The organism is Arthrobacter sp. IK3, from assembly GCF_051337705.1.
Taxonomy (GTDB): domain Bacteria; phylum Actinomycetota; class Actinomycetes; order Actinomycetales; family Micrococcaceae; genus Arthrobacter_B; species Arthrobacter_B koreensis.
Map to the genome: position 1 here is coordinate 24,123 of NZ_JBPPSW010000003.1, position 19,817 is coordinate 43,939.

The window sequence follows — 19,817 nt, forward strand, 5'->3', positions numbered from 1 at the left end:
AGAAAAAACTTTCGAGAAAGTGATGCGGGATACAAAAGCGGCAGTGCCCTCGAAGGACACTGCCGCACTCGGTTGGTCGATTGGCCTGGGCCCAGCACCCCTCAGGCACCGTGGTTGCAGAGGGGGTGCGCGTGGCCTGTGCGGCGGCGACGGTCTCTCCCACCGCCGCCACACCCCATGGCTACTCGATTCCGACGTCGTCGTAGTTCACGGTGGCTCCGCCGAACCAGTAGGCGGCGGTGGTGCCTCTAGCGGATGTGATGTTGATGCTGTACTTCGTCCAGCCATCGACGGTCTCTCCGGCAACCGCAGTCATTGCGCTGCCTGTGTAGCCGCCTGAATTCACCGATGGCGTTCCTTTCGCCCAGAAGGTGATGGCGTTGGCTGTTACAGGAACGTTCACGCTCTGCCGGATGCCGCCGAGCCTTCCTCCACCGCGGAGTGAGTAGACGCCTGTCCGGGCGTCGTTGGTGAAGGAGACACTGTCTCCGCTCTTTTGCCAGCCGGCCATGCCGTGCTCAAAGCTCGCGTTGGCGAAGACGCCAGCCCAGACCTCAAGCGGGCCGAAGGCATCGGACTTGGCCGAGGCTCCAGCAATGTTTACTGCCTGAACTGTGAACGTGTAGCTGGCCCCCGCCGTCAGTCCGTTCAATGTGGCGGTCAGTGCCGTGGTGGTGGTTGAGCCCCGTTCCACACCCCCCGACCAGGCCGTGACCTTGTAGGAAGTGACAGGTGAGCCGCCGTGGAACTCGGGGGCTGCCCATGTGACGGTGGCCTTGCTGTCCTTGGAGGATGCGGAGACGGCAGTGGGGGCACCAGGTACAATCGGCGCCCGCAGCTCGATGTCGTCAAAGTACACTACACCCTGCACACCTGCTACGCCGACACTCCGGAGCTCGCCGGCGTTGGCAGAGAAGTCCACTGCGTACTGCGTCCAGACGCCATCCTGCTTTAGTGCGTACGACGGGCGTTTGTTACCGGCAAAGTATGCCTGAGCCGGTCCGGTGCTCCAATAAGTGAACAACGGCCTGTCTGCCGGAATGATGACGGCCTGGGTGACACGGCCGGGGCCATAGCTGCTGTTACTGGAATAAAAGGACTGCGCTCCCGACCGGGCCTCCTCGGTGCTGGATGATCCGTTATTCAACAGGGTCCATCCTTCCAGTCCCTGCTCGAAACCGGGGTTGGCAAGGTGACCTGAGGAGATTTCAAGGGCCGGTGTCGAATCGGACCTGATGGACTCCCCGCGTGCGTTACGGGCAGACACGGTGAAGGTGTATTCGGATCCAAGTTTGAGGTCGTTGAAGGTTGCAGAACGCAGGTTGGGACCGACATTTACCCGGCTGACTGCCTTGCCTGAGACCCACGCCGTTGCCGTGTAGGAGCCCACGGGCGTGCCCCCGGCAAAGACCGGAGCCGTCCACGTGACTGTGGCTGCTCCGAGGCGGGAGCTGGCTGCAACCGCTGTCGGAGCATCCGGGACGGTGGCGCCTACCAGGGCGAAATCGTCCAGGTAGAAAAGGGCAGTGTATTGGTTCATCTGCATGCCCAGAGTGGCTGTCGTGCCCGCAAGGTCGGACACATCCAGCTTGTACTGGGCCCAGCCGTTCTCGCCCTGGGCCATGATTACCGGCGTCCGGACGCCCTTATTGAACGTGACTTTCATGCTGCCCGGTGTTGACCAGTATGTGAGCACCGTTGCGCTCTCGGGAATGGCAATGGACTGCTCGATCTGGGTTCCTGTGCCCGCGTCGTACTTCATGGACATACCCTTGGCCCCGGAATGGCTGTTCACTGTCGAGGCTGATGCTGGTCCGCGGACCTTCCATCCCTGGCTGTCCTGTTCAAACCCGGGGTTTGAGATATGGCCGGCATTGATTTCAACCGGTCCGTACGGCTCTGAGGCGACGGATTCTCCCGAGGTGTTGGTGGCTGTAATGGTGAACGTATAGCTCTTTCCGACCGTCAGGCCTTCGACGGTGGCCGTGCGCTGCCCGCCGTCCACAGTGGCTTTCGCTTTCACCTCCCCGTCCAGTGATGCGGTCACGGTGAATTCGGTGATGGGTGTGCCTCCGGTGAAAGCAGGCAGTTCCCAGGTTGCCGTCGCGCCGCCAAGCTTGGAGGTCACGGCCAGCGAAGCAGGCGCATCTGCCTCTACAGCTCCGCCGAGGGTGATGTCATCGACGTAGGTCGTCGCGTACTCAGCGGCTGAGAGCCGAAGGGTCACGAGAGTACCCGTGAGAGAGGAAACGTCCGCACGGTACTGGACCCAGTCACCTTCCTTGTCCGTGACGGCAGAAGGGATTGTCTTGCCGCCCATCTCGATGATGAGGGGCTTCGTGCTCCAGAAGGACAGAACCGGGGTGTCTGCCGGGACAGTGACGACCTGCGAAGCCCCGGAAGGTTTACTAATCTTGAGCGATAGATCCCCCGTGCGGGCCTTGCCTGAAACAATCTCCCCTGATGTGTAGTGCCTGGCCCAAGCGACCCATCCTTCTTCAAAGCTTGGGTTCTTGAGAGCGGAATCCGGCAAGGTCAGCGAGGCGATGGAGGGATCTGAAATCTGGTCACCCTTCACCGCTGACACCCGAACGTAAATGGTCTCTTCCGGCAATGCGCTCACGGTTGCTGACAGCTTGGCGATCCGTTCGTGCTTGACGGCCCAGTCACCGTCACCGACCCGGTATTCGACCTTGTACCCGTGGGAGCCCTTCACTGACTCCCAGGTGGCTTTCGCCTGGAGGGGTGAGACCGCGGTGAGCTTCAGGTTTGCGGGTGCGCCCTTGGCGGGGTCGAGGCCGCCGACGTCCTCGATCAGTTCTGCGAGGTCTTCTGCGGTGAGGCAGCCGGTTTCGGTGTCTGCTTCGAAGATTTCAGGGTCGGTGCGGGTGTCGGTGGAGTAGAAGATTTTGCCGGTGCCGGATTTGGCCAGGGCGACGTAGCAGGTGCCCTTCTCGTCGGCTTTGACCTTGGTCTGCTTGGTGCTGGACATCTGCAGGTATCCGGTGTCCAGGAGTCCCTGGTGGTCCATGAACCGGTTGTCTTTGGTGCGGGCTACGCCTTCGGCGGTGCGGATGGCCGAGAGGTCCTGCTTGGCTGCGTTGTTCTGGGCGTAGGGGATGACGCCGAAGATGGCTGCGAGGATTCCCGCGGTCAGGATCCCGACCGTGATCACCCCCGTCATGATGGATGGCAGGTCAAAGGCACCGGAGCTCTTTCTCAGCTCGGGCAGGGGTGATCGTCGCAAAGCGGTACTCCTGTGTGTGGGGCTCCCAAAGTGAAGGGAAGGGCAGAGCCAGAAAGCTCCACCCACTAGAAGTGCGGCCGCGCGCAAAAAACCCAAGGTTTCAGGAAGCGGCGGCACCCATTATGGGGTACCGCCGCTTCCCGGCTTAGTGGTTAGTTTTTCGCCACCAGCTCGAGGTCATCGACCTTGAAGTTGTGGTAGCTCCCGCCGAGCCCCAGGGAGATTGGCCTGCCGGCATACCGTGAGAGATCGACGCTGTATCTCTGCCATGCCCCCTCAGGAGCACCGACTGCCTGCTTCGCCAGCTCCTGACTTCCTGCGAACACTTTGAGGCTGCTGTCGGAGGACCAGAGTGCGAGGACCGGTGTTTCCGGTGGAACGTGGATAGTCTGTGTGGCCTTGTAGGTGTTGCTCTGGATCCCCAGCGATCCGCTTCCCGTTCGAGCCCCGCCCAGCCACTTGAACCAGTAGCTGTCGTACGTCCAGCCCGAGAGCCCGTTCTCGAAGCCGGGGTTGGCGATTGGGGTCAGGATGATGTCCACTGGGGTAGTTGTCGAGGAAGGCTTAGACGCACCGACGTCATTCGTTGCGGTAATCGTGAACGTATATCGGCTACCTGCATCCAGACCCGGCATCGTTGCGGTGAGCGTGCCTCCGGGGACGGAAACACTGCCGTGCGCCTGTGAACCCTTCCATGCAATGACGGTATAGGACGATACTGCCGGACCGCCGGAGAAAACAGGGGCCTTCCAGGAGATCGTTGCGTTTCCGTTGGTGGAGTAAGCACTTGGCTCTGTTGGAGCGTGCGGCACCGTGACCGGCAGGAAATCGAAATCATCAACGTGCACCCACAGACCATTGGGCTCTATCACCAGATTCACTGTCTTGCCGGCTAAGTGGTGCGCATTCACCAGGTACTGGGTCCAGTCTCCCTCGACTACTACAGGGTCGGAGGGGAGCAGGTTGTTGTCCATCTTGATCTTTGCCGTGGAAGAGCCTAAGTCGCGCCTGACCCAGTAGGTGAGTACGGGCTTGTCGACCGGAACAGTAACAATCTGGGACAGGGAGGAGTATTTGCTGATTTTGGCAGCACTTGAGCCGGTATGCCCCACAGTGAGAGAGGCATTCCCGCCTGTCCAGTGCTCCAGCCCCTGTTCAAAGCTTGGGTTCTTCAGTGCGGATCCGGGAAGCTTCACTGACGCCGTGGCGGGGTCGGTGGGCCCGGCGTCTGTCAGGGCAGTGACACGCACGGCCACGGTCTGCTCAGGCTGCGCCCGCACTGACGCCCCCAGCTCGGTTCCATCGGCACGCAGGAGCACCCAGGCACCGTTGTCGATGCTGTATTCGACCCTGTAGCCGGTGGCCTTGCTAACGGGCTTCCAGACAGCCTTTGCCTCCAGAGCAGAGACTGCAGTGACCTTCAGCCCCCTGGGCGCGTTGCTGATAACCCCGTCAACCCCGCCAATGTCGTCGATGAGCTCAGCCAGTTCATCGTCCGTGAGGCAGCCCGTTTCAAGGCCCTCTTCATACACTTCCGGGTCGGTGTTGCGGTCAGTGGCGATGAAGATCTTGCCGGTGCCGGACTTGGCCACGGCGACGTAACAGGTGCCCTTTGCATCGGCCTTGACCCTGGTCTTTTCGGTGCTGGAATCCTGCAGGTAACCGGCCTCCAGTAGCCCGGCGTGGTCCATGAACCGGTTGTCCTTGGCTTTGGCTACACCTTCCGCGGTGCGGATGGCGGAAAGATCCTGCTTGGATCCGTTGTTCTGGGCGTATGGGATGACGCCGAAGATGGCTGCGAGGACGCCGGCGGTCAGGATTCCGACCACGACCACCCCCGTGATGATGGACGGCAGGTCAAAGGCGCCGGAGCTTCCCCTGATTCCTGTCCTGGGTGGTTTCCGCATTCACACACTCCTGATCGAAGACGGCCCCGGGTTATTCCGGGGCCGTCTTCTCTGTGTGCGGCCGATCACCTAATGCGCAGGGTTCCCGCGGTGGGTTACTTCGCTACGAAGGCTATGTCGTCTACGTAGCCGGGGCCCTTGATATAGATCAACCCTGTAACACCCACGAGACTGGATGCATCACCGGTGTATCTGGTCCACCCGTCCACCGTCTCTCCGGCTACCAGGGGAATCCGTTTCGACCCGAATTCCACCCTTGGAGTGCCGGTGCTCCAAAGACTAAGGACAGTCCTGTCCGCGGGAGTGATAACGGACTGGCTGACAGTCGAGCTGTAGCCAAGGCTGATGGAGTTAGACCCGGAACGCGCGATTCCGCCGGTTTCCAAGACAGCGCCGCTGCCATAGAGCCATCCGGTCAGACCCAGCTCGAAGCCTGGGTTGCCCACTGCGCCAGCATTTCCGGGAATCGCCATAGGTGCTTCAGCCGGAGCTGAGCTCCCCACCGCGTTATCCGCGGTGACCGTCATGTTGTAATCGACGCCCGGAGCTAGGCCGGGAACTGTGCCCTGCGCCAATCCTGGAGCGACCTTCAGGGTGGATACCGCTTCTCCATCCGCCCAGGCAGTCACGGTGTATGAGGTGAGCGGGGACCCTCCCGCGAAACGGGTGGGGTTCCAGTAGACGATGGCTGTGTTGTCTTTGGTAAATGCTCTGACGTTGGTGGGGCTGTTGGGTTCCGAGGCAAACTCAAGATCGAAGTCATCGTGGGGCGCGCTATTTAGAATCTCGATATTACGGTTTGTACCTGCCAGCGCTGAGAGATCAATCTTGCAGTTCAACCACCCGTCGACATTATCGCCCGGCTGCACGTAAGTGGAGGTGTTGCTGGTCCAGTCAACAGAGGGGCATCTTTGCGCCCCAGATACCCAGTAACTCAGGACCGGCCGCTCAGCAGGTATGGTGACCATCTGCCAGATGGAACCGTAAGACTTATCGACTTTTCCAGCCGCGGACCCGCCACGGCCGGCGCCGGAAACTACTGTGGCGCTGTTGAAAACCCAATGTTGTGCTCCCTCTTCGAAGCCCGGATTCTTCAAAACGCCATCCGGCAGCTGGACGGATACCGTTTCGGCAGCGCCGCCACTGTTGGGCATACCTTCGTAAAGCCGCACTTCCAGTTCAGCCGACATCTCCAAGCTGTGCAGGGAAACCCCGGAACTTGTGTTGGGCCTTACCTGCCAGGGGCCGCCGTTGATGCGGTACTCAAGGGTGTAGATGGGCGGATTTTTAGGCGTATTCCAAGTCGCTACGGCAAACAGGGATGAACGCGGAATTACCTGCAGTCCCAGCTTGCCTTCCTGCCCCGTACCGTCAGGGAGTTCAGGACTGCCCGGGGTGCTGCCGCCGTCGCCGATTCCTCCGCCTGCCTGGCCCTCGTCTTCAATGCCTCCGACGGATTCGACCAGTTCGGCCAGCTGCTCTTTGGTGAGGCAGCCGTAATCCGTGCCGGGGTCAAAGATCTCCGGGTCGGTGTTGCGGTCGGTGGCCACGAAAATCTTGCCGGTGCCGGACTTGGCCAGGGCGACGTAGCAGGTGCCCTTCTCATCGGCCATGACCTTGGTTTGCTTCGTGCTGGAGTCCTGCAGGTAACCAATATCGAGCAGGCCCTGGTGGTTCATGAACCGGTTGTCCTTGGCTTTGGCTACACCTTCGGCTGTCCGGATGGCTGAGAGGTCCTGCTTGGCCCCGTTGTTCTGGGCGTAGGGGATGACGCCGAAGATGGCTGCGAGGACACCGGCGGTCAGGATCCCGACCACCACCACCCCCGTAATGATTGATGGGAGGTCGAAGGCGCCTGAGCTCTTTCTCAGCTCAGGCAGGGGGGATCGTTGCAAAACGGTACTCCTTGGTGGGGTGCCCCTCTAAAAAGGGGCGGTCAGTGCCCCGCGGGCCCGTTTGCAGGCTGCTAACGTACCGGCGGTCCACCCACAGAAGGTTCCTGGCGCGCAAAAACAGGCCTGCGGCAGCCAGCCCTCTCCTACTGGGCGGCGCTAAATCCCCAGCGAAGCGGCCAGGATGCCGTATACGGTGATGGCCAGGATCGCTGCCGCTGCCATGTACGGGCCCATCGCGGTGTGGCGGCGGCCGGGGTCGGTGAACTTGAACCAGATGGTGCCGCCGAGGCAGAAGACGAACGTGAACAGCAGCCACAGCATGGCGGCAATCGGCGAGACGGCGCCAAGCAGGGCAGCGGGCATGGGGGAGAGCTTGATGTCTCCGCCGCCGGCGTATCCGGTGAGCATCGTCAGTCCCAGGAAGAACCCGAAGGTGACGGCGGCACTGATGAGGGCAGGGAGCAGGATCTGGCTGTCGATGAACGTCTGGGAGGCAGCGAGCAGCACTGCGGTGAAGATACCGAAGATGAGGTTGTGCTGGTTGCGGATTAGCTGCGTGACATGGTCCAGGTAGCCCAGGACACCCAGTCCCGCACCGAGGAGCGCCATGAGCCCGAGGTATTCCACGGGAAGGAAGACCACCGAGACGCCGGCAGCAGCCAGGCCCGAGAAGATGCCCCACACAGCTGAGACCAGCCAGTCCCTGCCGGTGAGCGGACGGAGTCCCACTTCGCGCTCATCCTGGTCGGCAGCCTGCACAGCGGCGGCCTCAATGTCTTCGGTCAGTACGGACACTGGTTCTCTTCCCTTCGTTTCCGGCACCCGTAGCGGGCCGGTTCCGAAGGGGGACATGCGCAGATTTGGCAGGGCGGCCCGTTTCACCCGCTAGCCCATCTGCATCAGGGCCGGATAGATGGCGTACATGGGCAGGACGATGGAAATGATCAGGACGCCGGCGATGCCGTAGACGGCGTAGTTCACGATGGGGTCGATCGTCTTGTTCAGGGTGTCCAGCTGCACGGAGGCTTCATCCCGGTATTCGGGGGAGAGCTCGTTCATGATTTCGATTTCCTGGCGGACCGACGGCGCCGATGAAAGGATCTGGCGGGCATCCAGCGGCACCAGCTTGGTCTGCACGAACCCCTTGAGCTCCACGCCGTCCGTGAGCATCCTCTCGGCGTGCGCCAGGCAGTGCTGCTTCAGGGCGTCATTGCCGCACCCGTTTGCTGCACTGCGGAGGGACTCGGGTTCGCCGATGCCCGTGGAGAGGTTCGCCGAAAGGAGGCTGAAGAGCCTGCTGGCGGCCGAGAGCTGCAGGATCGGGCCGATGGCGGGGGTGCGGATGGCCAGGGTGTCCATGGCGGATTTGAACCGGTCGGACTTCCGCCCCAGGGTCACCCAGTACGACATGAACAGCGCCGCGGCCAGGCCCACGAGCACCAGCCCCCATTTCACGTACTCGGCCACCGCCAGGATGATGATGGTCATCTGCGGGGTTTCGACGTCCAGGTCATCGAAGGTCGCTACGAAGCCCGGGATGATGAACGCGACGGCCACGAAGAGCAGGGCGATGCACATCAGCATCATGAACCCCGGCTGGATGAGGTTCATGAGCAGCTTTTTCTTCACGCTGGTCGCTTCACCCATGAGCACCGCCGCCTGGTCCAGGTTCCGCTGCAGTGCCTGGGACGTCTGGGCCGCTTCGATGAGTTCACGCACCGTCCGGGGAAGGATCTCCTCGGCCATGAGAGCCTGCTTGAAGCTGGCACCTTCCTCGCGCATGGCCTTGGCAGCGTGCTCGTAGGCGCGGCCGATTTCGAACTTGCGGTACTGCTCTCCGACGATTTCCAGGGCGCGGGCCTCAGGCTGGCCTACACGCAGGACCATGGTCAGGGCGCGCAGGGAGCGGGCGATGGTGGCCGGCTTGGACTTCTTGCCCTTGTACAGCACGAACGTAGGCGCTTTCTTCAGCGGGACGCCGTTTTCGTCGAAGCCCAGATCGCCTTTCTTGACCCGCTTCGGGGCTTTCGGGGCCTTGGGCGGCTTCGAAGGCTTGGGCGGGCGCGCCTTGCCTGATGCCGGTTTGGCCTGGTCCGCGGTCCGGTTACCGCGCATGGCCCGGCGCGATGAAGGCACGGATCCCGGATCGTCTGTGGTGGTGTCGGTGCTCAAAGCTTTACCCCTTTCCGGGCCATGATTTCCCGGAGATCGTCCGTATTCTTCGCCGCGCCCAGGGCGGTATCGGCGGTGATTGCGTTCTGGCTGACGAGGTCGGCCAGGGAATCCTCGAGGGTGAAGCACCCCTTGGATCCGGCGATGCGGGCCCGGATCATCTGCATCTTGTCGTCGCGGATGATCTCGGTGAAGTTCAGGTCGTTCAGGAGCACTTCGCGCGCCGCGGTGAGCCGCCCGTCCGCGGTGGGAACGAGCTTCTGGACCATGATTCCCAGCAGCGACTGCGAGAACCGGGAGCGGATCTGGGGCTGCTCGTCAGCAGTAAACTGGCCGATGAAGGAGTCCAGTGCCTCGGTAATGGAACCGGCGTGCGCGGTCGTGATAACCAGGTGGCCGGTGGTTGCCGCGTGCAGGGCCGCCTTGGCCGTGGCAGCGTTGAGCAGCTCGCCGATGACGATGATGTTGGGCTTGGACCGCAGCGCATCTTCAATGGCAGTGGGGTAGTCCACGACGTGGGTTCCGATTTCCCGCTGGACGATCGAGGTGGCGCCGATCTCCTCATGCACGAACTCGGTGGGGTCCTCCACCATGTAGATGTGCTTGTCGTACTCTTCGTTGGCCATCCTGATCAGCGACGCGATGGCCGTGGTCTTGCCGGAACCGGTGGGCCCTTCCATGATCAGCAGGCCGGAGTCCCGGTGGATGAGGTCGCGGATGACCTGCGGGAGGCCGATCGCATCTGCGGTGGGTACGGTGCCGGGAATGATGCGGAAGGTGACGGTGATGCCCTGCAGCGATTTCCTGAACGTGCCGCGGACCCGGTACCTGTCGGTGGCCAGCGCAACGGAGGCGTGGCCGCGGGTGCCGAGCGGGTCGTGCCGGCCCTCGGTCGCTTCGGCCAGCCACATCATGATTTCGTCCTGGGAGAAGACGACCTCGGTGCCGTCGGGGATGAAGAGCCTGCCGCTGCGCAGACGCCGCATGGGCTTGTCCGGGTGAATGTGCATGTCGCTCACGGCGCTGTCGCCGCACTCGTCGATCATCCGGTGCAGGCGGGCCAGGGCGGCGCTATGCAGGGTCGCAGTGAGCAAGCCCGTGATGGGTTCGGTGGCGGTTCCGCGCATTTCGCGGCGGGTCAGTGCGGGGCTATTCACCAATGATCCTCAGTGCTTCTTCGTGGTCCGTGATGCCGGCAGCGATCAGCCGTTCGATGTCCTGGCGGAATGTGCTCTTGGAGGTGTGCGCGGCGATGTCCCGGAGCCGGGAGAGGGGGACGTTGGCCATGATGGCTTCGGTCATTTCGTCCGTGACGGTGAGGACCTCGTGGATGGGGACACGGCCCTTGTACTTGGTTGCCGGGTCCCTGCGGTCCCAGTCGGGGTTCAGCCTGCCGACCAGGCGCTGTGAGACGACGCCCTTGACCGAGTCCAGGACTGAAAGCGGGGAGTCGTCCGCAAGGTCGATCAGGCGCAGCAGGGCGGTGATGTTGTTGTTGGCATGGATCGTGGTGATGACCTGGCGGCCGGCCTTCGCCTGGCGGACCGCAGCGGCAGCGGTGGTGTTGTCGCGTACCTCGCCGATGAAGAGGGTGTCGTAGTCGGAGCGGACCAGGGCAGGAAGCAGCGCGGCGAAGCCCGCTTCGTTCTCCTCGTTGACCTCCAGCTGGATCAGGCCGGGAAGGTTCCGCTCTACAGGGTCCTCGACGGTCCAGACAGTCCTGGTTCCGGTGCTGACGTGCATCAGTGCACCGTGTGCGGTGGTGGTCTTGCCGGACCCCATGGGCCCGGCGATGACGATCATGCGGTTGGCCGCGGCGAGCATGTCCTGGAAAAGGTTCAGGTTCAGGGGAGAGAAGGAGAGCTCTTCGAGGGAGCGCAGGCTTCCTGTCGGGGGCAGGCGGAGCACGATGGCGTCCCCGCCCTCGGCGGTGTGGAAGGACACGACGCGTGCCTTGCGTGCTTCCCCGGCGACGTCGGCCATGTAGATGGTTTCCTCGGGCACGAAGCTCACGCCGGTGGACAGGCCTGACTCGGACTTGAACTTGCCGATGATCTGGCGGGCTTCAACGCCTTCTACCCGGCGGATCGGCCTCATCCTGCCGTCGACCCGGGCCTGGACGGTGAGGACCATGCGCTCGGACTCAGTGGAGAGCAGGACATCGGAGGCGCCAAGCTCCAGGCACTCCTGAATCATGCCGGGGAACCATCCAGTGACGTCGGGGCCGATCTCCAGGTAGTTCTCCGGCAGCTGGGGCGCCTTGGCTGTCTCCGGGTCAGCCACTGGCTCGAGGTAGCCCTCGGGCATGGGCAGCGGGCCAATGAAGGACGGGTCACCGGGCATGGGCAGCTCACCTGTGCCCTGGGCGGCCACGGGAATCAGGTACGGCAGGGAGCGGTCGCCGTAGTCCGACCCGGCGCGGTGGCGCGGGAACTCTGATTTGCGGCGGATGCTTGCGCGCTTAGCCAACGAGGTGACTCTCTTCCTGGCGGTGCAGCCGGGCGATGCGGGCACTGAATTTCTCCAGGGCCCTGCGGTGGCGGATGGATGACTTGGGTTCGAAGGCCGGGTCCATGAGGAAGGCGGCAACGAGGGAGTTCAGCTCGTGCTCGGGCCGGCTGCCCAGCGCGGCGTTGGCAACGGCCAGGATTTCCTCGCGCACCAGGCCAAGATCCGTCAGCGACGGGTCCACGGTGGCACTGGTGTAGAGGTGGCTCAGTCGCTGGTGTCCGCGTTCGACGAAGTAGAGGACGGCTTCGTGCAGCAGAGGGGCCGGGAAGGAAGGGGCTGCAGCCGAGAGTGCTGCTGCCGTCAGTTCCGCAGCTTCACGCAGGGTTGCAGCGGGCCTGAGGGCAGTGTGGGCTGTGCTTTCGAAGAGGACCGTCTCGGTGAGTTCGGTCCTGAAGTGGCCGCCGATGTCACGGAGCATTTCGCGTTTGATGACGGTGGAGAGGTACGCCCACGGGTCGTCGGAGCGCCTGAGATAGGCGGAGATGAATTCCTGGCGGAGGATCGTGAAGGCTGTGTTTGCGACGTCGGAGGGTTCGTAGGAGACACCGAACTGGCGGTTGATGCTCACGGCCATTGGCTGTCCGATGCGTTCGGTGACCTCGGCGTAGAACGCCAGTCCGTCGGCGCTGCCCCACCACTGCCCGTATTCGGGGTCGGTGGACGGCATGCTGCTAACTGCGCTGACGAGGTAGGTCATCTCCTCTGCGCCTGAGGTCTGCTCTGGCAAAATGTTCCCTTCGACTGCCGGCCCGCGTGGGGGTGGCCGGGTCTGCAGGGGGACATGCGTAGATAAATCGCAGTAGGGGGAGAATGGGCGCCGGTTTTTGCGCGGCGTGGCTCTTCTGTAGAGGGGGACGCCTATATTCGGGCATGAAAAAGGGCCCGCAGCGAGGTGCTGCGGACCCTGTGGGTATCTTCTAGCCGGTGCGGGGAGGGCTCATGTAGCCCCATCGGGAGAGCCGCTTGCGCAGCGCTTCCCACCCTTGGCCCGTAGCTTCTTCGAGGGCCTGCCGGCTTGCACCGCGGAGATACCATCCGGCGATCCTGGTCGTGTAGTTCCTGGCTGATTCGAGAGCACCGCCGTCCTCGTCACCTGCGACACCGCGGTTCATGTGTGCCTGGGCAGCCAGCTCACGGAGGGCGCCGGCTTCAGATGCAGGGATCTTCACCTGCGGGGCCGCCGGGTAGCGTGCGTCCCAGCTGGCCGGCCCGGTGCGTTCCGGTGCCCGGGGGTAGGAGAGCTGCCCTTCTTGGGCTGCCTGCCCGTGGTAGGCGGTGAAGCGGGAGACCGCCCGGGGGTTTAGGCCGAGGGGGACGGCGATCTCGTACGGGTCCCATCCTGCCTCCAGAGCCGCTTCCAGCGCTTGGAAGTATTCGGCGACCGCAGGTTCCAGCCCGTTGGCGGTGCGCTTGGCAGTGTGTTCGCTGACCGCCTTCTCCAGCCGGGTACGAAGATCAGATGCGATCTCTTCGGGCAGCTCGCGCGGCTGGAGCACTCTGGCTGGACGCGGCCTCTCCGGAATCTGGAACCCGAAGTCCTGTACGGATCCGGAGGCCCGCCGGATCCGGTCGCTAACGTAAAAGTGGGAGACGCCCAGTGCATTTCCGAGCTGCCGGTAGGACCATCCTGCGTCGTTGGCCGCCTTGAGGGCCTCGTTGAGCAGCTCGTGTGCTTCTTCGTCCGAATCAGCTTTCTGCTGCAGGTCTAGGAGCCCGCGGCGGAGTGCATCGGGAAGCACAGCAGCCATGATGGTGCCTTTCTGCGGGAGGGGTCTGGTCTTCGAAGGCTACACGTTTCGGAGTTTCCTGGCTGGAATCTCTCACTCACCGCGGGCAGCGGCATAACCGTTCATCGACGGCGGCAGCTTTCCATAGCCGTGCCGTACTGCCCTGGCCCTGGCCGCGCCGGGCTTGTAGCCGCATGCCTCATCCAGTTCTTCCCACCGCACGCGCCGGGCCTTGGCGCCGATGATCATGGCGCTGAGCTGCTCGGAGGCTTGGCGGGCCTCCATGACAGCCTTCACCCTCCGTCGTGTCTCTTCCCGGGGGTCCTGCCCGGCGAGGCGAACCGGGACCTTGGCGGCACTGCGGGCCCTGGCTGCCAGCTTCCGCATGGTTCTTCGCTCTTCATCGCTAAGCGTGCCGCGGGGATTCAGCGGCGGGCGGCCCTTGGTCGGGCGCCGGTACACCGGGAAGCCCGGAGCAGTGTCCGCAGGAACGGCGGACTCATTCAGCTGGCGGATCCACTCCCCGCTGGCGCCTACGATTTCTCCCAGGACCTGGAAGGGCCAGCCTGCATTGTGTGCGGCACGGATGAGGGCTGCGGCGTCGCTGCGGGTCTGTTCACGCCGGTTCCGGATCTGCTCTTCGAGGCTGCGGAACTTGCTGATGGCGGAGGCCGGGAAGGATTCGCCGCTTCTGTAACGGGGGACCTCGCATTTCAGGGACGGGGTGAACTGGGAAATCTTCAGCGCACGCTCACGGCTGATTCCCAGTGCAGAAGCGGTCGTGCGGCGGGACCAGCCGGCTGCCGTGGCGGCGTTGATCACCGATGCCAGCCGTCGGTTGGCCCAGGGATCGGCGGGGTCTGCGGCAGAGGTAAATGCCGTGTAGGCGCGCACGAGCGCTTTGGCCTGGTCGGCGGGGATGGATTCAGGGCTGTTGTCGGCCATTAGGGCAGCAGCCTCTCTGGCTGAGCAGGGTGAACTTGGTGTACGTCTACGGTGATTCTACGGCAAGGCCCTGCTGCCACGTCGACAACCTGCCCTGCTGCCGCACACATAGCCTTCACGGGGGTGCGTCCGCATGCCCTGGCTGCATACCCATGCAGTTCCCGGCGTTAGGAAATAAGTGATCCCCCAACCCGTGTCCTTCGTTCCGCTGGCCGTCATCGTGATCCTGGCTGTAGGCGCCCTGGCGTATGCGGCATTCAAGTCCGGTGCCGGTGCAGCACGCAGCGAGCCTGGAAGCCGCGCCCGCATAGCCGGCTTCACCGTCACTGCGGCTGCGCTCCTGCTCGCTCTTGGTGGTCTGGCCATGATCGCCAACATCATCCTGAGCCACGACAAGGCCTACGACACGGTGCTCTGGTCGAGCCTGTACGAGAACTACGGGATCGTACCCGCAGACGACAGCAGGGAATTCCACCCCGGTGTCCCCTTCGACGCCGTCGTCGACGGAGAGGAGGTGGCCTGCACTGTAGTCCCGCCGGAATCAGTCAACTGCAACGGCGAAACCCTGATGCCTGCTTCAGCCCACGGTCAGCTGCAGTAACCGCTGTGGGTGGTAGCGGTTCATTGCCGTCATTTTACTGAGCAGATACGCTATATCACATCGGTGGCGCAGCTGCGACCACCGCCCTTCTTCCCCTTGGAGAACCCCTTGATCAACCGCCTGAAAACCGAATTCGCCGGAATGTCCAACACCCGCCGCATCGCCTACGGCGTCGGCCTCGGCGTGGCACTGCTCCTGCTTGTCCTGCTGGGCACCGGTGTCTGGGATCCGATGGCTGTCGAGACCGGCGTTTCGGCCGTCAAGTAGCCTTCCGCAGGGCCCCGCCGGTATCGCCGGCGGGGCCTTTTGCTGCCCGGGTTCCTATCTGAAGATGCCCATGAGGGCAGATACCAGCACGTCAGGGAACATCAGCACCGGAACAGCCCCGGCAACCATGAAGGGGCCGAAGGGCAGCTCCGCCTTGCCCCCGCCGGTGAAGAGCAGCGGGAAGCCGGCAACGCCGCCCAGGATCATCGGCAGCACCAGCGCCCCGTACGCTGCGTCCCAGGGGCCGGCCATGCCCAGCGCAAGCCCGAGGACCCCGGCAAGCTTTGCGTCGCCCCAGCCCATCCCTCCGGTGAAGAAACAGACGGTCCAGTAGGCCGCGTAGCACCCGGCCATACATCCTGCAGCAACCAGAACGCTGCGCCAGCCCGTCTCGCCGGCCGCCGCGGCTGCCAGGCAGGCCAGTATCAGTGCCGGGTAGGCCGGGAGGACGATGACATCCGGCAGGCGCTTGGTGAGTGCATCAATGACGGCCAGCAGGATCAGGACGACGCAGAGGAATCCGGTCGCTGCGGCCATAATGGGCCCGCTGTCTGTCCTGGCCCACCAGACAAGAGATCCGATGCCGGCAGCCACGGCTGCTGCGGGAAGTCCCACCTCGAGGTTCATGATCCGGGGGACCCAGGGCTCGTCGGTGAAGGGGGTGATCTCCGCTCCCTCCGGATCCTCCGGCGCCGCGGCCGCAGCCGGCTGAAGGTGGCTCATGGCCTGACTCCTGTCTGGTGGTTGGTGCCCGTTGTTGGGTTTTCGTCAAACTGATACAGTGAATTTCCGTCTGGTGCAGCTGTTCGCGCGGCGTCCCGGACAGCGCCCCGGACGCGATCCGGATGACCCAAGACCGGTGTTGCCGGTAGGAAATGAGCCCTGGATCCATGAGAAAAAGCCCGGCCGAAGCCCTGGTGGACATCGCCCGCAGCAAAGCGGAAAAGGGAGAGGGCTGGGACGCACTGACTGCCCAGCTCGCCGCTGACTCGTACGCCCTGGCAGAGGTGCTGGCCACCAGCCCCAAGGCCCTGCTGGACGTCGGTCCTGCCTGGGACCTGAACCTCGAATCCGGAAGCCTCAAGGGCGCGCTGACCGCCTACCGGGCACGGATCCTCGAATGCGCGGCCCAGTGGGAGCTTGCTGTACAGCTGGGCAAGAGCTGGTCCTCCCTGGAGGAGATGGCCGATACGGAGCTTGAAGCCGGAGGCGCCGCAGCCTTCGCTGCAGGACTTCTGCGGGGACACGAGACCGAATGGCTCATCGAACGCCGGCTCAGCAAGGCAGCCCGGCTTCGCCTGCTGGCTCTTCGCCTCCATGAGGACGGAAACCTCGAAGGCGCCCTCAACAGTGCCCGCGCTTCCGATATGGCGCTTTTCATCAGGCATCACGCTGCTGAGTCCGCCCTGACATCCGACCCTTCGCTGGCTGTCGTCCGGACCGCCGTGATGCTCGCCGAGTACGCCCTCGCCGGTGCTGCTGTGAATCAGGATCCGGCCCGGGCCATGGCTGATTACCGCGCTGCCCTGGACTGGGCGACGGTGGCCGCGGATCCCGTCGAATGGTCCGAACCCTGGTTCTCCGGATAGGAAGCCAGGCGCCAAGAGCCCCGCATCGCAGGACGGTGCGGGGCTCTTTTGTGCACTCAACGACGTCCGGCAGCCTTCTGGCGCATGTAGCTGCCGGGGGTAAGCTCTGCCCGAACCGCAGTTGATTCGTTGACCAGGCCGTCAGCGACCAGGTTCACCAGGGAGACTTCGAAGGGGATGGAGCCGGATGACTTCACCATGAGCTGGCTGGCGATGCCTTCCAGGTCGTTCTGGCGGATCATGTTGGCGATGGCGGAGTTCATCATCATGACCTCTGCTGCCAGCACGCGGCCCGCCCCGCCCTTCTTCGGCAGGAGCTTCTGGTAGACGGCTGCACGCAGGGAGCGTGAGAGCTGCGCGCGCACATCGGCAACGCGGGACTCCGGCATGGAGTCCAGGATGCGGGTCGGCACGTCCGCGGTGGACTCGGCGTGGATGGTAGTCAGCACCAGGTGTCCCGACGTGGCGGCCGTGATGGCAGCCATCATGGTTTCCGGGTCGCGCATCTCACCGACCACGATGATGTCCGGCGCCTCACGCATGGCATCCTCGATGCCCAGGGCGAAGGTGTCGACGTCGGGGCCGATCTCACGCTGGACGATCATGGACCGGCCGTCGGTGTGGCGGAATTCGATCGGGTTCTCAATGGTGATGATCTTCTTGTTGAACTCGTTCTTCGCCAGTTTGATCAGCGCCGCCAGTGACGAGGACTTGCCGGAGCCGGTGACACCGACGAAGGGGATGATCCCGGACTCGAGGTGGATCAGCTTCTTCACCTGGTCAGGCAGTCCAAGGGTGTCGTAGTCGGGTACTTCGTTGGGGATGGTCCGGAAGACAGCCATGGGCTGGCCGCCGGCGACGGCGAAGTGCGCACGGAACCGAGAGCGGGGAATGGCGTAGGAGAAGTCCAGGCGTTTCTTGGCCAGGTACCGCTGCCATTCGGCGGGGGCCACCATGGGCTTGAACATTGCCGCCAGCTGGCTGCCGCTCAGCACGGTCGCCATGCCTTCGATCGGCATGATGGACCCGTGGCGGCTTACCCAGGGGACCTTGCCGGCGGCGAGGTGGAGGTCCGAACCTTTCATGTCCAGGGTCCGGGCCAGCAGGGCGTCGATGCTGCTGGGGGAGCCCGGCACCGTTGGGTTTTCAGTCAAGGGGATTGTGCTCCTAGTCGATGAGGATGTTGCTGCGGATTTCGGACAGGCTGGTGATCCCTGCGCGGGCCTTGAGCAGGCCGTCTTCCTGCAGGGTCCGCATCCCGTTGCGCCGGGCAGCTTCCGCGATGATGCGGTTGGGGACGTCTTCGGTGATCAGGTCCCGGATCTCGGCGGGGAAGGTCATGAGTTCGTGGATCGGGGTCCGGCCCTTGTAGCCGCGGCCGGCGCAGATCCGGCACCCGTCGGGGTTGGGCCCGAACCACTCGTTGGCGGCCAGGGACTCGGCGTCGAGCCTGAAATCCCGGATGAGCTGCTGGGAGGGGGCCTCGGGGATCTTGCATTCGCACAGGGTCCGCGGCAGGCGCTGGGCGCAGACCGAACGCATAGTGTCGGCCAGCACGGAGGGCCTGATGCCCATTTCCCGCAGACGGACCACGGCGCCGGGGGCATCGTTGGTGTGCAGAGTGGACAGGACGAGGTGACCGGTCATGGCGGCGTTGATGGCCGTGTGGGCCACCTCTTCCTTGTTGATTTCACCGACCAGCAGTGCAGAGGCGGCGCTTCGCAGGACGGTCTCCATGGCACCTTCCCAGGTGAGCTTCTGGCCCGGGTTGATGGAGACCTGGGTGATGCCGGAGGGGAAGTTCATTTCCACCGGCGCTTCGAGGGAGACGATCTTGCGCTGCTCCTTCATCAGCGCGGCAAGGCTGGCGTACAGCAGCGTCGTTTTGCCCGATCCCATGGGCCCCACGGCCAGGGTGATGCCGTTGGGCTGGGACAGGACCCGGCGCCAGCGCGAGAGGGTGTCGTCAGTGAATCCGATCTCGGTGAGGTCCCGGACGGTTTCGGCACCCAGACGCATCGTGATCGACTCGCCCCAGTTGGTCGGCAGTACCGCAACACGGATGTCGTAGTCCTTGCCCTCATAGGTGTGCCGGATGCCGCCGTCCTGGTTGGTCAGGGCTGCGGAATTCATCTTGGCGCGCGTCTTGATCAGCGCAGCGAGGCGCGGAGCGATGGACCGGGACTGGATAGGTTCGGCCACGAGCTTGCCGTCCACCGAGTACCGGACGGAGAGGTGGTGCTCGGCCGGCTCCAGGTGAATATCGGAGGCACCCACGCGCAGCGCGCCCTCGATGATGATGTTCAAAGCGTCGACGATCTCCCCGGTGTCAGCGATCTGGCCGATGCCGGCATACTTCGCGGTATTGGCTTCGACGACCTTGGTGGCCAGCTCACCCTTGCGGCGCGCTTCAGCTGAGGTGGAGTAGTACTTGTGCACGGCGCGGGTGAGGTCGTCGGCTGTGGCATAGACGAGGTTGATGCTCAGGCCGGTGGCGCCGCGCAGCAGCTTGGAGATGTTCAGGTCCGAAGGGTTGCGGACGGCGACCGTGAGCTCATCGCCTTCGCGGGAGACCGGGATCAGCTGGTGTTCCCGGGCGAATGGGTCCTTGAGCAGTCCGATGACCTCTTCGGGGATCTCCAGGTCCGGTCCCAGCGGCTGGTAGGTCCACCCGCGGCTGTAGGCGAACCCTTCGCTGGCCTGGGCCGCGGTGATCAGCTCCGCATCGACCAGGTGGCGCAGGATGGTCTTCCCCACGACGGCGGACTGCGCCACTGCAGCGTTCCAGTCATCCTGGCCAATGATGCCCCGGGAGATGAAGTACGTGGAGAGTCGGTCTGAAGACATGGGGGTGGCGGTTCCTGACTTGCAAGGCGGCGTGGACACCTCTTTCCATGCGTAGACACGTCAGGGAAGGCCCTTCCGGCCGGCAGTGCAGGGGCCCGGGGGAATCTAC

General features: G+C 63.7%; 16 protein-coding genes. 3 read left to right on the plus strand and 13 right to left on the minus strand.

From position 1 onward, the window contains the following. Positions 1 to 181: 181 nt before the first annotated feature. From ACSLGO_RS04460 to ACSLGO_RS04505, 10 genes are all read right to left on the minus strand, one after another. Positions 182 to 3,247, minus strand: coding sequence for a fibronectin type III domain-containing protein (locus ACSLGO_RS04460; protein ID WP_436400096.1), 3,066 nt, complete (start codon positions 3,245 to 3,247; stop codon positions 182 to 184). A gap of 152 nt (positions 3,248 to 3,399) precedes the next feature. After that, on the minus strand, positions 3,400 to 5,154 hold the full coding sequence (locus ACSLGO_RS04465; protein WP_436400099.1) for a fibronectin type III domain-containing protein: 1,755 nt from the start codon (positions 5,152 to 5,154) through the stop codon (positions 3,400 to 3,402). A gap of 95 nt (positions 5,155 to 5,249) precedes the next feature. After that, positions 5,250 to 7,049: a fibronectin type III domain-containing protein gene (locus ACSLGO_RS04470; RefSeq protein ID WP_436400101.1), complete on the minus strand. Its 1,800-nt coding sequence runs from the start codon at positions 7,047 to 7,049 to the stop codon at positions 5,250 to 5,252. Between the two features lie 156 nt (positions 7,050 to 7,205). Next, positions 7,206 to 7,844 carry a prepilin peptidase gene (locus tag ACSLGO_RS04475; protein ID WP_436400103.1) on the minus strand — a complete coding sequence of 213 codons (639 nt, stop codon included), beginning with the start codon at positions 7,842 to 7,844 and terminating at the stop codon, positions 7,206 to 7,208. Positions 7,845 to 7,934: 90 nt separating this feature from the next. Beyond that, positions 7,935 to 9,221, minus strand: a complete 1,287-nt coding sequence (locus ACSLGO_RS04480) for a type II secretion system F family protein (RefSeq protein WP_436400105.1) — start codon at positions 9,219 to 9,221, stop codon at positions 7,935 to 7,937. Continuing rightward, complete coding sequence (locus tag ACSLGO_RS04485; RefSeq protein ID WP_436400107.1) at positions 9,218 to 10,378, minus strand: type IV pilus twitching motility protein PilT; 1,161 nt, start codon at positions 10,376 to 10,378, stop codon at positions 9,218 to 9,220. The genes ACSLGO_RS04480 and ACSLGO_RS04485 overlap by 4 nt, the downstream gene beginning before the upstream one ends. Further along, positions 10,371 to 11,690: a GspE/PulE family protein gene (locus tag ACSLGO_RS04490; protein WP_436400109.1), complete on the minus strand. Its 1,320-nt coding sequence runs from the start codon at positions 11,688 to 11,690 to the stop codon at positions 10,371 to 10,373. The genes ACSLGO_RS04485 and ACSLGO_RS04490 overlap by 8 nt, the downstream gene beginning before the upstream one ends. Then, the gene (locus tag ACSLGO_RS04495; RefSeq protein ID WP_436400111.1) at positions 11,683 to 12,459 is read right to left on the minus strand and encodes a hypothetical protein; all 777 of its coding nucleotides are present in this window, start codon (positions 12,457 to 12,459) and stop codon (positions 11,683 to 11,685) included. Before ACSLGO_RS04495 ends, ACSLGO_RS04490 begins: the two co-directional genes overlap by 8 nt. 190 nt (positions 12,460 to 12,649) lie before the next feature. Beyond that, positions 12,650 to 13,480, minus strand: coding sequence for a hypothetical protein (locus ACSLGO_RS04500; RefSeq protein WP_436400113.1), 831 nt, complete (start codon positions 13,478 to 13,480; stop codon positions 12,650 to 12,652). 72 nt (positions 13,481 to 13,552) lie between these two features. Then, positions 13,553 to 14,404: a hypothetical protein gene (locus tag ACSLGO_RS04505; RefSeq protein WP_436400114.1), complete on the minus strand. Its 852-nt coding sequence runs from the start codon at positions 14,402 to 14,404 to the stop codon at positions 13,553 to 13,555. Between the two features lie 178 nt (positions 14,405 to 14,582). Here ACSLGO_RS04505 and ACSLGO_RS04510 point away from each other — a divergent pair, with 178 nt between their 5' ends. Together ACSLGO_RS04510 and ACSLGO_RS04515 are read left to right on the plus strand one after the other, a co-directional pair. Next, positions 14,583 to 15,005: a hypothetical protein gene (locus ACSLGO_RS04510; RefSeq protein ID WP_436400116.1), complete on the plus strand. Its 423-nt coding sequence runs from the start codon at positions 14,583 to 14,585 to the stop codon at positions 15,003 to 15,005. Positions 15,006 to 15,113: 108 nt separating this feature from the next. Then, complete coding sequence (locus ACSLGO_RS04515) at positions 15,114 to 15,272, plus strand: hypothetical protein (RefSeq protein ID WP_436400118.1); 159 nt, start codon at positions 15,114 to 15,116, stop codon at positions 15,270 to 15,272. Between the two features lie 54 nt (positions 15,273 to 15,326). Here the strand turns inward: ACSLGO_RS04515 and ACSLGO_RS04520 are convergent, their stop codons facing one another. Beyond that, positions 15,327 to 15,995: a prepilin peptidase gene (locus ACSLGO_RS04520; protein ID WP_436400120.1), complete on the minus strand. Its 669-nt coding sequence runs from the start codon at positions 15,993 to 15,995 to the stop codon at positions 15,327 to 15,329. Between the two features lie 167 nt (positions 15,996 to 16,162). On the opposite strand from ACSLGO_RS04520, the gene ACSLGO_RS04525 reads away from it, so the two are divergent. Continuing rightward, positions 16,163 to 16,861 carry a hypothetical protein gene (locus tag ACSLGO_RS04525; RefSeq protein ID WP_436400122.1) on the plus strand — a complete coding sequence of 233 codons (699 nt, stop codon included), beginning with the start codon at positions 16,163 to 16,165 and terminating at the stop codon, positions 16,859 to 16,861. Positions 16,862 to 16,917: 56 nt separating this feature from the next. On the opposite strand, the gene ACSLGO_RS04530 is transcribed toward ACSLGO_RS04525, so the two are convergent. Both ACSLGO_RS04530 and ACSLGO_RS04535 read right to left on the minus strand, forming a co-directional pair. Beyond that, entirely contained in the window at positions 16,918 to 18,015 is a 1,098-nt protein-coding gene (locus ACSLGO_RS04530; RefSeq protein ID WP_436400124.1) for a type IV pilus twitching motility protein PilT, read from the minus strand. Positions 18,016 to 18,028: 13 nt separating this feature from the next. Continuing rightward, the gene (locus tag ACSLGO_RS04535) at positions 18,029 to 19,708 is read right to left on the minus strand and encodes a GspE/PulE family protein (RefSeq protein ID WP_436400125.1); all 1,680 of its coding nucleotides are present in this window, start codon (positions 19,706 to 19,708) and stop codon (positions 18,029 to 18,031) included. Between the last annotated feature and the right edge of the window lie 109 nt (positions 19,709 to 19,817).

Bases quoted from the DNA above. Each gene is read 5' to 3' on its own strand.
- ACSLGO_RS04465 (WP_436400099.1), bottom strand. From the start codon at position 5,154: ATGCGGAAACCACCCAGGACAGGAATCAGGGGAAGCTCCGGCGCCTTT.
- ACSLGO_RS04500 (WP_436400113.1), bottom strand. From the start codon at position 13,480: ATGGCTGCTGTGCTTCCCGATGCACTCCGCCGCGGGCTCCTAGACCTG.
- ACSLGO_RS04505 (WP_436400114.1), bottom strand. From the start codon at position 14,404: ATGGCCGACAACAGCCCTGAATCCATCCCCGCCGACCAGGCCAAAGCG.
- ACSLGO_RS04520 (WP_436400120.1), bottom strand. From the start codon at position 15,995: ATGAGCCACCTTCAGCCGGCTGCGGCCGCGGCGCCGGAGGATCCGGAG.
- ACSLGO_RS04525 (WP_436400122.1), top strand. From the start codon at position 16,163: ATGAGAAAAAGCCCGGCCGAAGCCCTGGTGGACATCGCCCGCAGCAAA.
- ACSLGO_RS04535 (WP_436400125.1), bottom strand. From the start codon at position 19,708: ATGTCTTCAGACCGACTCTCCACGTACTTCATCTCCCGGGGCATCATT.